Annotated in this window: 13 protein-coding genes and 1 riboswitch; of the genes, 7 read left to right on the top strand and 6 right to left on the bottom strand. The window is 71.7% G+C overall.

Features of this window, described 5'->3' with window-relative positions:
• Window positions 1-107 precede the first annotated feature (107 nt).
• Window positions 108-1,058, top strand: coding sequence for a CBM35 domain-containing protein (locus ABD207_RS13585; protein WP_344012828.1), 951 nt, complete (start codon window positions 108-110; stop codon window positions 1,056-1,058).
• Here ABD207_RS13585 and ABD207_RS13580 read toward each other — a convergent pair.
• From ABD207_RS13580 to ABD207_RS13570, 3 genes are all read right to left on the bottom strand, one after another.
• Window positions 1,055-1,984 (bottom strand): 1-phosphofructokinase family hexose kinase, encoded by a 930-nt coding sequence (locus ABD207_RS13580; RefSeq protein WP_344012826.1) that lies wholly within the window; start codon window positions 1,982-1,984, stop codon window positions 1,055-1,057. The genes ABD207_RS13585 and ABD207_RS13580 overlap by 4 nt on opposite strands.
• A gap of 120 nt (window positions 1,985-2,104) precedes the next feature.
• Window positions 2,105-3,250 carry an N-acetylglucosamine-6-phosphate deacetylase gene (gene nagA, locus ABD207_RS13575; RefSeq protein WP_344012824.1) on the bottom strand — a complete coding sequence of 382 codons (1,146 nt, stop codon included), beginning with the start codon at window positions 3,248-3,250 and terminating at the stop codon, window positions 2,105-2,107.
• Entirely contained in the window at window positions 3,250-4,194 is a 945-nt protein-coding gene (locus tag ABD207_RS13570) for an ROK family protein (RefSeq protein WP_344012822.1), read from the bottom strand. The genes nagA and ABD207_RS13570 overlap by 1 nt, the downstream gene beginning before the upstream one ends.
• A gap of 119 nt (window positions 4,195-4,313) precedes the next feature.
• Here ABD207_RS13570 and ABD207_RS13565 point away from each other — a divergent pair, with 119 nt between their 5' ends.
• Window positions 4,314-5,576: an extracellular solute-binding protein gene (locus ABD207_RS13565; RefSeq protein WP_344012820.1), complete on the top strand. Its 1,263-nt coding sequence runs from the start codon at window positions 4,314-4,316 to the stop codon at window positions 5,574-5,576.
• 52 nt (window positions 5,577-5,628) lie between these two features.
• The gene (locus tag ABD207_RS13560) at window positions 5,629-5,874 is read left to right on the top strand and encodes a DUF3263 domain-containing protein (protein WP_344012819.1); all 246 of its coding nucleotides are present in this window, start codon (window positions 5,629-5,631) and stop codon (window positions 5,872-5,874) included.
• 89 nt (window positions 5,875-5,963) lie between these two features.
• On the opposite strand, the gene otsB is transcribed toward ABD207_RS13560, so the two are convergent.
• From otsB to ABD207_RS13545, 3 genes are all read right to left on the bottom strand, one after another.
• Window positions 5,964-6,836, bottom strand: coding sequence for a trehalose-phosphatase (gene otsB, locus ABD207_RS13555; RefSeq protein ID WP_344012817.1), 873 nt, complete (start codon window positions 6,834-6,836; stop codon window positions 5,964-5,966).
• Entirely contained in the window at window positions 6,833-8,227 is a 1,395-nt protein-coding gene (locus tag ABD207_RS13550; protein ID WP_344012815.1) for an alpha,alpha-trehalose-phosphate synthase (UDP-forming), read from the bottom strand. The genes otsB and ABD207_RS13550 overlap by 4 nt, the downstream gene beginning before the upstream one ends.
• A gap of 112 nt (window positions 8,228-8,339) precedes the next feature.
• Window positions 8,340-9,284 carry a glucosyl-3-phosphoglycerate synthase gene (locus ABD207_RS13545; protein WP_344012814.1) on the bottom strand — a complete coding sequence of 315 codons (945 nt, stop codon included), beginning with the start codon at window positions 9,282-9,284 and terminating at the stop codon, window positions 8,340-8,342.
• 136 nt (window positions 9,285-9,420) lie between these two features.
• Window positions 9,421-9,568, top strand: a riboswitch (SAM riboswitch).
• An 18-nt stretch (window positions 9,569-9,586) separates the two neighbouring features.
• Between ABD207_RS13545 and thrC the strand changes: the two genes are divergently transcribed.
• The 4 genes from thrC (at window position 9,587) to groL (ending at window position 13,894) form a co-directional block, all read left to right on the top strand.
• Window positions 9,587-10,900, top strand: coding sequence for a threonine synthase (gene thrC, locus ABD207_RS13540; RefSeq protein WP_344012811.1), 1,314 nt, complete (start codon window positions 9,587-9,589; stop codon window positions 10,898-10,900).
• Between the two features lie 89 nt (window positions 10,901-10,989).
• Entirely contained in the window at window positions 10,990-11,265 is a 276-nt protein-coding gene (locus ABD207_RS13535) for a MoaD/ThiS family protein (protein WP_167996234.1), read from the top strand.
• Between the two features lie 440 nt (window positions 11,266-11,705).
• Complete coding sequence (locus ABD207_RS13530; protein WP_004986573.1) at window positions 11,706-11,909, top strand: cold-shock protein; 204 nt, start codon at window positions 11,706-11,708, stop codon at window positions 11,907-11,909.
• A gap of 362 nt (window positions 11,910-12,271) precedes the next feature.
• A complete protein-coding gene (gene groL / locus ABD207_RS13525) occupies window positions 12,272-13,894 on the top strand; it encodes a chaperonin GroEL (RefSeq protein ID WP_344012809.1) in 1,623 nt (540 codons plus the stop codon).
• The last annotated feature ends 110 nt before the right edge of the window (window positions 13,895-14,004 follow it).

The raw sequence follows: 14,004 nt of genomic DNA, 5'->3' as shown, positions 1-14,004 counted from the left end.
ATCGGGTTGATGCGGTCCGAGTCACCCGTTCGGGTGCGCCGAAGCGGGTAGGCTCGCCATTCTCACCACCGCATCCGCACCCGATCCGCAGCTAGGAGCACCAAGGGATGACGCCCGGCAACAACGGCGCGAGCACGCCCGAGGACGACGACCCGTTCGGCTACCTCTACGCCGACGGCCAGGCCAACGGGGCCCAGCCGCCGTCCGGCGGCTACGGCTACCCGAACTCGGTCAACCGCGTGCGGGCGGTCGGCACACGCCAGTACGGCCAGCAGGGCGCCGGCCCCACAGCGCAGATACCGCAGCAGCAGGGCGCCTACGGCCAGCCGAACCCGCACTACGCCGCCCCGGAGACGCTGCCCGGGGGCGCGCCTCCGGCGCACACCCCGCAGCCGTCGCACGCCGGCGGGGGCGGCGGCCGGGGCCGCGGCCCCAACACCAAGGGCCTGCTGATCGGCGCGATCGCGGTGGTCGCCGCGGTCGTCATCGGCATCGGCGTCGCCATGATCGGCGGCGACAAGGACGAGGGCGACACCGGCAACGAGGCGGGCTCCACCCCCAGCCAGTCCCAGCCGAAGGATCCGACTCCGTCGGCGAGCGAGGGGGGCAAGAACGAGGTCGAGCTGCCCAAGATCGATGCGAAGGCGCTCCGCTTGGGGGGCAGCGCCGTCACCGCCTCGGACATCAAGGGCGCCAAGGCCGACGGCGGTGTCTATGTGACGGGCTTCAACAAGGCCGGCTCGTCGATCACCTGGACCGTGAACGGCATCCCCAAGAGCGGCAAGTACACCGTCTATGTGAGCTACAGCGTCCCCGGCAAGGACCAGAAGGCCACGCTCTCGGTCAACGGGACGCCCTCCACGACCCCGGTCTCCCTGAAGAACTGGGCGAACGCCCCGGAGGGTGACTACGAGAAGGGCTGGACGCGGACGTACAACTACATCCAGCTCAACAAGGGCACCAACACGATCACGGTGTCCTGCGAGGCGGACAACCAGTGCGACGCCCTGATCGACCAGCTGTGGCTGGCCGACGGCTGGGTCGAGAGGAAGAACTAGGCCGCCGGCACCTGGGTCGAGATCGTCACGCGGCCGGAGAGTTCCTCGTAGGCCTCCCGGTCGAACTCGCCCGCCGCAGGTGACAGCACCGTCGCCGCGGCCAGGGCGGTCGCGCGGGTCAGGCGGTCCGGCCAGGGGAGGTTCTCGACCAGGCCGGAGAGCAGGCCCGCGACCGCGGAGTCGCCCGCGCCGGTCGGGTTGCCGCGCAGGGCCGCCGGGGGCGTCGCGCGCCAGCGGCCCTCCGGGCTGAGCGCCAGCAGGCCCTCCGCGCCGAGGGACGCCACCACCGCGCCCGCGCCCCTGCGGCGGGCGTCCTGGGTGGCGCGCAACGGCTCGTGGGAGCCGGTGAGTTCGGCCAGTTCCTCGGCGTTGGGCTTGAGGATGTCGGGGCGGCCCGCCACCCCGCGGCGCAGCGCCGCTCCGCTGGTGTCCAGCAGGGCCGGGACGCCGGCCGCGCGTGCGGTGCGGATCAGGCCCGCGTAGGCGCCCACCGGGATGCCCGGCGGCAGGCTGCCGCACAGGGCGACCGCCGAGGCGCCCGCGAGGAGGTCCTCGTAGACCTCCTGGAAGGCCGACCATTCGGCCGGGGTGATGGTGGGGCCCGGTTCGTTCAGCTGGGTGGTGCCGCCGGAGAGGCCGTCGACCACGGCTATGGTGCGGCGGGTCGTGCCGGAGACGGGCACCAGCGCGTCCGTCAGATTCGGCACCCGCATCAGGCGTTCGCGCAGGATCCGGCCCGTCACACCGCCCGCGAACCCGGTCACGGTCACCTGGTGCCCGAGCGCCGCCAGCACGCGTGCCACGTTGACGCCCTTGCCGCCGGGGCGTTCGGTCACCTCGGAGACCCGGTGGGAGGCGTGAGGCCGCAGGGACGGTACCCGATAGGTGATGTCGAGCGCGGTGTTCAGCGTGACCGTGAGGATCACCGGGACGACCTCCCCCTTGTGCCTGCGCCTTGCCTGGGCCCCGGAGACACGATCATGCCAAACAGACGGCGACCGGCCCACCCCTCGGACCGGCCACCGTCGCCGGGGCCACGGGACAGGTCAGCCCAGTCGGGGATCCACCACCCATTCCCCCCGGCGCATCACGCCCCGGACGGTGAACTCGGCGTCCAGGACGACCAGGTCGGCGTCCTTGCCGGGCTCCAGGGAGCCGATGCGGTCGTCCAGGCCGAGCAGGCGGGCCGGGGTGGCGGAGATGGCGGTGACGACGTCCTCGACGGGCAGGCCGTCCACCGTCACCGCGCGCTTGAAGGCGCGGTCCAGGGTCAGGGTGGAGCCCGCGATCGAGCCGCCCTCCACCAGCCGGGCCACGCCGTCGGCGACGTCGACCTCCAGCGGGCCGAGCATGTAGCGGCCGTCGCCGAAGCCGGCCGCGTCCATCGCGTCGGTGATGAAGGCGACCCGGTCGGCGCCCGCGTGACGGAAGGCCAGCTGGAGTGCGGCCGGGTGCAGATGGGTGCCGTCGTTGATCAGCTCGACGGTGACCCGCTCGTCCTGGAGCAGCGCCGCGATCGGGCCGGGCGCGCGGTGGCCCAGTACCGGCATCGCGTTGAAGAGGTGGGTGGCGACCGTGGCGCCCGCGTCGATCGCGGCCACGGTCTGCTCGTAGGTGGCGTCCGTGTGCCCCACGGCCGCGATCACCCCGTGGTCGGCCAGCAGCCGCACCGAGTCCAGGCCGCCGGGCAGCTCGGCCGCCAGCGTCATCATCACCGCGTGCCCGTGCGCCGCGTCGATCAGCTTGCGGACCTCGGCCGGGTCGGGGTCGCGCAGCAGCTCCTCGTCGTGCGCGCCCTTGCGGCACGGCGAGATGAACGGGCCCTCGAAGTGGATGCCGGCGATGTCGCCCTGCTGGGCCAGCTCGGCCAGCATCCCGGCGTGCCGGGCGAGGAAGTCCAGGTCCCCGGTGACGGCGGAGGCGACCACTGTGGTGGTGCCGTGCTCGCGGTGGGTCCGCACCGCCTTGAGGACGTCCTCCGCGGTGCCGCCCGCGAAGGACGCCCCGCCGCCCCCGTGGTTGTGGATGTCGACGAAGCCGGGCACCAGCCAGTGGCCGGACAGGTCGACGGTCTCGGCGTCGCCGGGGGCCGTGTCCGTGATCCGCGTGCCCTCGACGATCACGCGGCCGTCGTCCACGGTCCCGGTGGGCAGTACCACCCGGGCACCGGTCAGAACCTTGGTGGGGGCCATCAGGTGGTTACCTCCGAGGGGTCGGTGGATGCGAGGAGATCCCAGGCGAGGAGTCCCGCGCCCAGGCATCCGGCGGTGTCCCCGAGGGCCGCGGGGACCAGCGACGGCAGTTTCTGGAAGGTGATCCGCCGCCGGACGGCCTCCCGCAGCGGTGTGAACAAGGTTTCTCCTGCCTCGGCGAGCCCGCCACCGACGATCACGGTGCGCGGGTCCAGCAGGGTGAGCGCGGTGAGCAGCCCGTCGGCGAGGGCGTCGACGGCCTCCTGCCACACGGCGCGGGCCCGCGGGTCGCCGGCCCCGACGGCCTTGGCGCAGTCCGCCGCGTCGGCCCCCGGGTCGCCGCAGGCCGCCGCCCAGGCCTCGCTCACCGCCGCGGCGGAGGCGTACCGCTCGAGACAGCCGCGCTGCCCGCAGGGGCATGCGGCGCCTTCGGGCCGTACGACGATGTGGCCGATCTCGCCCGCGAAGCCGTGCGCGCCCGCCTCGACCCGGCCGTCGATGCCGATGGCGCCGGCGATGCCGGTGCCCAGCGGCACGAACAGGAACCGGTCGGCGCCCCGGCCGGCCCCGATCCGGCCCTCGGCGAGCCCGCCGGTGCGCACGTCGTGGCCGAGGGCGACCGGCACACCGCCGAGCCGCTCGCCGAGCAGCGCGCGCAGCGGGACGTCGCGCCAGCCGAGGTTGGCGGAGTAGACGGCGACGCCGCGGGCGTCGTCGATGATGCCGGGGACGGCGACACCGGCGGCGGAGGCGGGCATGCCGAAGCGGTCGGCGCCGTGGGCGCGCAGTTCGGCGGCGAAGTCGAGGATGTCCGCGACCACCGCGTCCGGGCCGCGTTCCCGCCCGGTGGCCCGGCGAGCCCGGTGCAGCAGCTCGCCACCCGCCCCGACCAGGGCGGCCTTCATCCCGGTGCCGCCCACGTCGAGGGCGATGACATGTTTCACGCAGAACAGTGTGACCCCCGGACCCGCGAGAGGTCTAGTCCACTCACGTGGTGTAGACCATAATCCGGTAATCGAAACGTTTCGGATGGCGCGGGGCGCCGGATTTGGGGCGAGCAGCAGTGCAGCGACGGGTCAGCAAGAGGGCGATCGCGGTGGTGTCCGCACTGGGGCTGACGGGGGTCCTCGGCGGATGCGGCGCCGGCGTCGGCTCCTCCGACGTCACCTTGCACCTGGTCGCCGCCGACTACGGCACCTCGGCCGCCAACAGCTCCCGCAAGTACTGGGACGCCCTGATCGACAAGTACGAGGCCGGCCACCCCGGCGTCAGGATCGAGGTCGACGTCTACTCCTGGAACGACGTCGACCGCAAGGTCAAGGAGATGGTCGACGCGGGCGACCCGCCGGACATGGCGCAGATCGGCGCCTACGCCGACTACGCCGCCGAGGGCCTCCTCTACCGCGCCGACGACCTGCTCTCCATACCCGTCCAGGCGGACTTCGTCTCCCAGCTGGCCGAGGCGGGCCGGGTCAACGGCGCGCAGTACGGCATGCCGTTCGCCTCCTCCACCCGCGTGCTCTTCTACAACAAGGAGCTGTTCGCCGAGGCCGGCATCACCCCGCCCCGGACCTGGGAGCAGCTGGCCGCCGACGCCGCGGCGCTGAAGGCCAAGGGCGTGAAGTACCCCTACGCGCTGCCGCTCGGCCCCGAGGAGGCGCAGGCCGAGACCATGCAGTGGCTGCTCAGCGGCGAGGGCGGCTACACCGACTCCGTGGGCTCCTTCAACATCGACTCCAGCCGCAACGTGGAGACCTTCACCTGGCTGAAGGACGAGCTGGTCGGCAAGGGCCTGACCGGACCCGTCCCGCCGGGCAAGCTGAACCGGGCCGACGCCTTCAAGGCGTTCGCCGCGGGCGACGTCGGCATGCTCAACGGCCACCCCTCCCTGATGGCGATGGCCGAGAAGAACGGCGTCGAGTACGGCATGGTGCCCACCCCGGGCAAGGACGGCCGCAGCTCCGCCACGCTCGGCGTCGCCGACTGGATGATGGCCTTCAAGAAGCACGGCCACCGCGAGGAGATCGGTGACTTCCTCGACTTCGTCTACGGCGAGGAGCAGGTGCTCGCCTTCTCCCGCGACTACAACCTGGTGCCGGTGACCTCCTCCGCGTCCCGGACGATGGCCGAGGCCGAGCAGGACAAGCACCTCAAGCCGTTCCTGGACCAGCTGGTCACCTCCGAGCTGTACCCGGTCGGCGACAGCGCCTGGGCGGCGGTCAACGCGGCCGTGAAGAAGCAGATCGGCAAGGCGGTCGCCCCGGGCGGCGACCCTGAGTCTGTGCTGAGCAACCTCCAGGCGACGGCGACCCGCGCAGGGCAGTGACGCAGCCCGGCCCGAGGCCGGCGTTGTCAGCGGCACGGGCTACGGTGCGCTCATGGACGAGGAACCGACGGCCGGTGGTCTGGGCAGCCGCGAGCGCGGCATCCTCGCGCTGGAACGCCGCGGCTTCTCCGGCCCCGGCGCCAAGGAACGCGCGATACGCGAGGAGCTGGGTCTGTCCCCCGTGCGCTACTACCAGCTCCTCAACGCCCTCCTCGACGACCCGCGCGCCCTGGCCCACGACCCGGTGACGGTGAACCGCCTGCGCCGGGTGCGGGAACGGCGGCGCGCCGAGCGCTGACCGGGTACGTGCGGCGGATCGGGTACGCGCGGCGGGCGTACCCGATCCGGTACGCGCGGCGGGCGTGAGCCGGAACCCGGCCGACCGGCTCAGCCGATCCGCTGTGCGAGCGCCCGCAGCAGCCCCACGACCCCCTCGGGGCCGCCGACCACCAGGTCCGCGCGCTCCCGCAGCTCGGTCACCTCGTCGCTGCCGCTGCACACCAGCAGGCCGGGCACACCGTCCGAGCGCAGCTCGTCCACGGCGGAGAAGGCCGGCAGATCGCCCAGGTCGTCACCGGCGTAGAGGACGCAGCCGGCGCCGATCTCGCGGGCGTACTCCAGCAGGGCGACGCCCTTGTCCATGCCCGGCGGGCGGAGCTCCAGCACCATCCGGCCGGGCTCCACGATCAGCCCGTGCCGCGCGGCCAGCTCGCTCAGCGGTTCCCGCAGCGCCTCGAACGCGGCCTGGGGGTCGGCGGCCCGCCGGGTGTGCACGGCCACCGCGCGCCCCTTCTCCTCGATCCAGGCCCCCTGCGCGGCGCCCGTCCCGTCCAGCAGCCCCGGCAGCTCCGCACGGGCCCCCGCCACCCCGGGGTGCGGCGGGGGAGCGGTGAGCTCGCCGGTGCGGGCGTCCCAGCGCTCGGCGCCGTAGTGCCCGAGGACGACCAGGTGCTCCAGGCCGCTCACGCCCGCGAAGCCCCCGAGGCGCACCGCCACCTCGGGCGGCCGCCCGGTGATCACGGCCACGGAGGCCACCTTCGGCGCCAGCGCGGCCAGCGCCGGCACGGCCTCGGGGTGGGCCCGCGCCTGCTCCGGATCGGCCACGATCGGCGCGAGCGTCCCGTCGAAGTCCAGCCCGATCAGCGCCTTGCCCGGCCCCGCCAGCAGCGCCTCAAGGCCCTCGCGCCCGGCCCGGGTGACGGGCTCCGGGACGGAGCCGTCCGGGGAGCCGGAGCGGCGGCCGGCCGCGTCGTCGTTCACGAGCCCTCCCGCAGCGCGTTCAGCTGGTCCAGGAACCACTTGGCCGGGGGCAGGGCGGTGGCGGCCGCGGCGAGACGCTTGCAGCGCTCCGCGCGGTCCGCCGGGGACAGCGTCAGCGCCTCGTGCAGGGCCTCGGCCGTGGCGGAGATGTCGTAGGGGTTGACCGTGATCGCGTCCTCGCCCATCTCCTCGTGGGCGCCCGCCTCACGGGACAGCACCAGGGCGGCACCCTGGTCGGAGAGGACCGGGATCTCCTTGGCGACCAGGTTCATCCCGTCGCGGATCGGGTTGATCAGCCCCACGTCGGCCAGCCGGTAGGCGGCCAGCGAGCGGGCGAAGTCGTCCTTGACGTGCAGCACGACCGGGCGCCAGCCCTCCGTGCCGTACTCCTCGTTGATCTCCTCGGCGACCCGCTGCACCTCGGCGGTGTAGTCGCGGTAGACGGCCAGATCCTGCCGGGAGGGGTAGGCGAAGGCGACGTGCACCACCCGCTCGTGCCACTCCGGGTGGTCCGCGAGCAGCTGCCGGTAGGCGAGCAGACCGCGCACGATGTTCTTCGACAGCTCGGTGCGGTCCACCCGCACGATGGCGCGGCGGCCCTCGCCGATCTCGCGCCGCAGCTCGGCCATGCGCTCCTCGACGTCCGCCCGGTGGGCGCGCTCCCGCAGGAAGTCGGGGTCGGCGCCCAGGCCGTGCACGCCGATCCTGGTGTCGCCGAGGCCGCCCGTGATGCGCTCGCAGCAGGCGGTGAAGGCGTCCGCCCAGCGGCGGGTGAGGAAGCCGAGCCGGTCCGCGCCCAGCATGCCGCGCAGCACCTGCTGGGCGACGTCGTCGGGCAGCATCCGGAAGTACTCCGGCGGCGCCCACGGGGTGTGCGAGAAGTGCCCGATCCGCAGGTCGGGGCGGAGCTCGCGCAGCATGCCCGGCACCAGCGCCAGGTGGTAGTCCTGCACCAGCACGGCCGCGCCCTGCGCCGCCTCCTCGGCCAGCGCCTCGGCGAACGCCCGGTTGTAGGTCCCGTACGAGGCCCACTGCCGGCGGAACTCCGCGTCGAACACCGGCTCCAGCGGCGTCTGGTACAGCATGTGGTGCACGAACCACAGCACCGAGTTGGCGATCCCGTTGTAGGCGTCCGCGTGCACCTCGGCCGGGATGTCCAGCATCCGCACGCCGTCCTCGCCGATGCCGCGGCGCACGGCCTCGCGGTCGCCGTCGGACAGCGCCGAGCACACCCACAGCGCACCAGCGTCCGGTCCGATCGCCGACAGCCCGGAGACCAGCCCGCCGCCGCCCCGTTTGGCGCGCAGCGAGCCGTCCTCGTCCTGCACGTAGGAAACCGGCCCCCGATTCGAGGCCACCAGCACCTGAGCTGCACCGAACGTCGAAGCCATAAAGCTCAACCTAGCCCGGCCCTCGAACAATCAAACGTGGAGCCCGGCCGTATACGAATGTCACGCTGATTCTCAGGCGACCCGGCGCTCCCGGTACTCGATTCCCGGGTTCTCAGGCGACCCGGCGCTCCCGGTACTCCGCGATCTCCGCCATGGGCGGCCGCTCCTCGGTGTCCACCGAGTAGGTGCGCGGCTCGAAGGTGTTCCCGGACCGCTCGAACTGGGTCAGCGCGGGGCGGATCAGATGCCCGCGGGCCAGCCGCAGCTGGGCGGTGCGGTAGATCGCGGCGGACATCCGGCCGAGCGCCTGCCCGTCCTGGTGCCGGTGCCTGCGCACTCCCACGTCCACCTGCGCCAGGGCGTTCAGGCCCACCAGGTGCAGGGCGTCGATGAGCAGGCCCAGCTCCACGCCGTAGCCGACCGGGAAGGGCAGCCGCTCCAGCAGGGAGCGGCGGGCCGCGTACTCGCCGCCCAGCGGCTGCACGAAGCCGGCCAGCCGCGGCCAGTGCATGTTGAGCAGCGGCCGGGCCATCAGCTCCGTCACCCGCCCGCCCTGCCCGGCGGCGGCGCCCAGCGGCCGGTCGTACATCGCCTTCACCAGGTGCACGTCCGGCTCGGTGAGCAGCGGGCCGACGATGCCGGTGACGAAGTCGGCGGAGAAGTCGCGCAGGTCGGCGTCGACGAAGCAGACGATGTCGCCGCGGGTGACCAGCAGCGAGCGCCACAGCACCTCGCCCTTGCCGGGGACGGCGGGCAGCCGGGGCAGGATCTCGTCCCGGTGCACCACCCGCGCCCCCGCGGCCGCGGCCACCTGTGAGGTGCGGTCGGTGGAGCCGGAGTCCACCACCACGATCTCGTCCACCAGGGGTGCCTTCAGCAGCAGCTCGTCCCGGATGACGGACACGATGTCGCCGACCGTCTCCTCCTCGTTCAGCGCGGGCAGCACCACGCTCACCGTCTGCCCGGTGGCCCGCTTGGCGGCCAGGATCCGGTGCAGCGGGCGGTCGGTCACGGACCAGGAGCGGTCGATCAGCCAGCGCTCGACTTCTTCCAGCACGGTCGGCGGCTCCTCACTGGTCGTGATCCATCTCGCGGTTCGGACGGCTGTCTCAAGTGTCCTGGCTGTCGGTTACAGTCTTGAACAACGCGCGTGACCATCGCATGCCGGGGTCGCCGCGCGGACAACTGAACACCGCTCATCCAGAGGGGCAGAGGGACACGGCCCGATGAAGCCCCGGCAACCCTCCAGTCGGTTCTTGTCACACGGACGTGGCGAGGCTCCCGGCTAGGGAAGGTGCCAAATCCGTCTCACGGCGAGATGCGTCGTGAGGAAGATGAGGAGAAAGGGCCTCGCCTCACATGGCTGTGCAGACTGTTGCAAGCTCCACGGACTCTACGGACTCCGCGGGTACCGCGTCCGCCCGGACTGTCGACCTCGGCCCCGCAGCGGCCCTGAGCTGTCGCGAGTGCGGCCACCGCGTCCCGCTCGGCCCGGTCTTCGCCTGCGAGGAGTGTTTCGGCCCGCTCGAGGTCGCCTACGACTTCTCCTCCTACGACACCGAGCAGCTCCGCAAGCGCATCGAGGCGGGCCCCGCGAACATCTGGCGCTACGCGCCCCTGCTGCCCGTCCCGGCCGACGTGGCGGACAAGCCCAACCTCAACCCCGGCTGGACCAAGCTGGTCAAGGCCGACAACCTGGCGGGCGAGCTGGGCATCACCGGCGGGCTGTACGTCAAGGACGACTCCGGCAACCCCACGCACTCCTTCAAGGACCGGGTGGTCGCCCAGGCCCTGGAGGCGGCCCGCGTCTTCGGCTTCACCACCCTGTCCTGCTCCTCCACCGGCAACCTGGCCGGCGCGGTGGGTGCCGCGGCCGCCCGGGCCGGCTTCCGCTCCTGCGTGTTCATCCCGCACGACCTGGAGCAGGGCAAGGTCGTCATGGCCGCGGTCTACGGCGGCGAGCTGGTCGGCATCGAGGGCAACTACGACGACGTCAACCGCTTCTGCTCCGAGCTGATAGGCGACCCGGCCGGCGAGGGCTGGGGCTTCGTCAACGTCAACCTGCGGCCGTACTACGCCGAGGGCTCCAAGACGCTCGCCTACGAGATCTGCGAGCAGCTGGGCTGGCAGCTGCCGGACCAGATCGTGGTGCCGATCGCCTCCGGCTCCCAGCTCACCAAGATCGACAAGGGCCTGCAGGAGCTGATCAAGCTGGGCCTGGTCGAGGACAAGCCCTACAAGATCTTCGGTGCCCAGGCCGAGGGCTGCTCGCCGGTGTCGGCCGCCTTCAAGGCCGGGCACGACGTGGTGCGCCCGCAGAAGCCGGACACCATCGCCAAGTCGCTGGCGATCGGCAACCCGGCGGACGGGCCGTACGTCCTGGACATCGCGCGCCGTACCGGCGGCGCCGTGGAGGACGTGACGGACGAGCAGATCGTCGACGCGATCAAGGTGCTGGCGCGCACCGAGGGCATCTTCGCGGAGACCGCCGGCGGGGTGACCGTGGGCGTCACCCGCAAGCTCGTCGAGAACGGGGTGCTGGACCCGTCGAAGACCACCGTGGTGCTCAACACCGGGGACGGTCTGAAGACGCTGGACGCGGTGGCCGGTACCGGGCTCACCGCGACGATCCGGCCCAGCCTGGAGTCGTTCCGCGAGGCCGGCCTCGCCTGAGCGCCGCCTGCCGTACGTCTGCGGGCCGGTGCGGGCCGGCCACGCAGTTCCCGCGCCCCTGGGGCGTCAGTCGACCGGAGGTCCACACCATGAGCGTCACCGTCCGCATCCCGACCATCCTGCGCACCTACACGGGTGGCAAGGCCGAGGTCACGGCCGAGGGGTCCACCCTCGCCGAGGTCATCGAGGACCTGGAGAAGAACCACACCGGGATCGCCGCCCGGGTCCTGGACGACCAGGGCAAGCTGCGCCGGTTCGTCAACGTCTACGTCAACGACGACGACGTCCGCTTCGAGCAGGGACTCGAGACCGCCACCCCGGACGGTGCGGGCGTGTCCATCATCCCGGCCGTCGCCGGCGGCTGATCCCCGCCGGACATTACCCTCGGTAACTTCGATTACCGAGCGTTCACCGTGCTGCCCCCTCCGTGAGAGATGCGGAGGGGGCAATTCCATGGGGTTGAGCGCGGTAGAGTTGGGGAACGCGCTCCCGATCCAGCGATCGAGCACCCTGAATTCCTGCCGCACGCCCGACTGGAAATGGCCAAAGTGCGGGCGCTTTTCGCGGCTTTTGCGGCATTTGTACGGCCCGACTTGCCCTGAATTCGGGTGAATTCTCGCCATATTCCGGACCGGTGTCGTCCAGATTTCTCGTCCGATTGACCTGTTGCAGACGGCAGTTGGACAGATACATTCAGCCGCGGTCGACGCGTTCCGGCGCACGCCCCCAACCGTTGGGGGGTGAGGTCTGACCCGGATCCGCGAAGTGTGGATCTGTGCAAGGGCCAGTAATAGGGGAGTTAGGCATGGCTCAGGGCACCGTCAAGTGGTTCAACGCGGAGAAGGGGTACGGCTTCATCGCGGTCGACGGTGGTGCGGATGTTTTCGTCCACTACAGCGCGATCCAGATGGACGGCTACCGCACCCTGGAAGAGGGCCAGCGGGTCGAGTTCGAGATCTCGCAGGGCCAGAAGGGCCCGCAGGCCGACATGGTTCGCGTCACCGCCTGAACGCTTACCAGCCGCAGGCATCGTTCACTGACGAAGGGCTCGCACCCCGCCGGGTGCGGGCCCTTCGCCCATGCCGGGACCATGTCCTCGGGACATGCCGGGACCAGGGGATACGGGGCGCGCGACGCCCCGCCGAGCGCCGCCGGGAGCCCGTCCGAACCCCGCGGGCGCTTGCACTCGCATGGGTCGAGTGCTAATCATTGGGCGTTAGCACTCTGAAGGTGAGAGTGACAGCGGAAGGACCGGGTCGGTGAGGCCCGCAGGCCGGGTGGGGCAAGGAACCACAAGGCGTGCGAGCCGTCCGTCGCGGGCGCGGGCGCGGTCCGAAGGAATCACCCCCAGTCCTGGAGGGACCACTTCACATGGCCAAGATCATCGCGTTCGACGAGGAGGCGCGGCGCGGCCTCGAGCGCGGCATGAACCAGCTCGCGGACGCCGTCAAGGTGACCCTCGGCCCCAAGGGCCGCAACGTCGTCCTCGAGAAGAAGTGGGGCGCCCCCACGATCACCAACGACGGTGTCTCCATCGCCAAGGAGATCGAGCTCGAGGACCCGTACGAGAAGATCGGCGCCGAGCTGGTCAAGGAAGTCGCCAAGAAGACGGACGACGTCGCCGGTGACGGTACGACCACCGCGACCGTGCTCGCCCAGGCTCTGGTCAAGGAAGGCCTGCGCAACGTTGCCGCCGGTGCCAACCCGATGGCCCTGAAGCGCGGCATCGAGAAGGCCGTCGAGGCCGTCTCCGCCGCCCTGCTGGAGCAGGCGAAGGACGTCGAGACCAAGGAGCAGATCGCCTCCACCGCGTCCATCTCCGCCGCCGACACCCAGATCGGTGAGCTGATCGCCGAGGCGATGGACAAGGTCGGCAAGGAAGGCGTCATCACCGTCGAGGAGTCGCAGACCTTCGGCCTGGAGCTGGAGCTCACCGAGGGTATGCGCTTCGACAAGGGCTACATCTCGGCGTACTTCGCCACCGACATGGAGCGTATGGAGGCCGTCCTCGACGACCCCTACATCCTGATCGCCAACTCCAAGATCTCCAGTGTCAAGGACCTGCTCCCGCTCCTGGAGAAGGTCATGCAGTCGGGCAAGCCGCTGCTGATCATCGCCGAGGACGTCGAGGGCGAGGCCCTGTCGACCCTGGTCGTCAACAAGATCCGCGGCACCTTCAAGTCCGTCGCGGTCAAGGCCCCGGGCTTCGGCGACCGCCGCAAGGCCATGCTCGGCGACATCGCCATCCTCACGGGCGGCGAGGTCATCTCCGAGGAGGTCGGCCTCAAGCTGGAGAACGCCACCCTCGACCTGCTGGGCCGGGCCCGCAAGGTGGTCATCACCAAGGACGAGACCACCATCGTCGACGGTGCCGGCTCCGCCGAGCAGGTCCAGGGCCGTGTCAACCAGATCCGCGCCGAGATCGAGAACAGCGACTCCGACTACGACCGCGAGAAGCTGCAGGAGCGCCTGGCCAAGCTGGCCGGCGGTGTGGCCGTCATCAAGGCCGGTGCCGCCACCGAGGTGGAGCTCAAGGAGCGCAAGCACCGCATCGAGGACGCCGTCCGCAACGCCAAGGCGGCCGTCGAGGAGGGCATCGTCGCCGGTGGTGGCGTGGCCCTGCTGCAGGCCTCCCAGGTCTTCGAGAAGCTGGAGCTCGAGGGCGACGAGGCGACCGGTGCCAACGCCGTGCGCGTGGCCCTGGAGGCCCCGCTGAAGCAGATCGCCGTCAACGCCGGCCTCGAGGGCGGCGTCGTGGTGGAGAAGGTCCGCAACCTCACCCCGGGCCACGGCCTGAACGCCGCGACCGGCGAGTACGTCGACCTGATCGCCGAGGGCATCATCGACCCGGCGAAGGTGACGCGCTCCGCGCTGCAGAACGCCGCGTCCATCGCCGCGCTGTTCCTCACCACCGAGGCCGTCATCGCCGACAAGCCGGAGAAGGCCGCTGCGCCGGCCGGCGGCGGCATGCCGGGCGGTGACATGGACTTCTGATCGGCCTCAGCGTCGATCGAACGTCCCGCGTTCACAGCCGAGGGCGGCACTCCCCGCGAGGGGGGTGCCGCCCTCGGGCGTTTCACGGCCGCTGTGCCGGGGGGAGAGCC

This window comes from Streptomyces thermospinosisporus (genome assembly GCF_039526425.1).
Lineage (GTDB): Bacteria > Actinomycetota > Actinomycetes > Streptomycetales > Streptomycetaceae > Streptomyces > Streptomyces thermocarboxydovorans.
This window is presented reverse-complemented; position numbering and strand designations above follow the sequence as displayed.

Bases quoted from the DNA above. Each gene is read 5' to 3' on its own strand.
- ABD207_RS13550 (WP_344012815.1), bottom strand. From the start codon at position 8,227: ATGGCTTCGACGTTCGGTGCAGCTCAGGTGCTGGTGGCCTCGAATCGG.
- ABD207_RS13535 (WP_167996234.1), top strand. From the start codon at position 10,990: ATGAGCGTCACCGTCCGCATCCCGACCATCCTGCGCACCTACACGGGT.
- ABD207_RS13560 (WP_344012819.1), top strand. From the start codon at position 5,629: ATGGACGAGGAACCGACGGCCGGTGGTCTGGGCAGCCGCGAGCGCGGC.
- nagA (WP_344012824.1), bottom strand. From the start codon at position 3,250: ATGGCCCCCACCAAGGTTCTGACCGGTGCCCGGGTGGTACTGCCCACC.
- groL (WP_344012809.1), top strand. From the start codon at position 12,272: ATGGCCAAGATCATCGCGTTCGACGAGGAGGCGCGGCGCGGCCTCGAG.
- thrC (WP_344012811.1), top strand. From the start codon at position 9,587: ATGGCTGTGCAGACTGTTGCAAGCTCCACGGACTCTACGGACTCCGCG.
- ABD207_RS13585 (WP_344012828.1), top strand. From the start codon at position 108: ATGACGCCCGGCAACAACGGCGCGAGCACGCCCGAGGACGACGACCCG.
- ABD207_RS13530 (WP_004986573.1), top strand. From the start codon at position 11,706: ATGGCTCAGGGCACCGTCAAGTGGTTCAACGCGGAGAAGGGGTACGGC.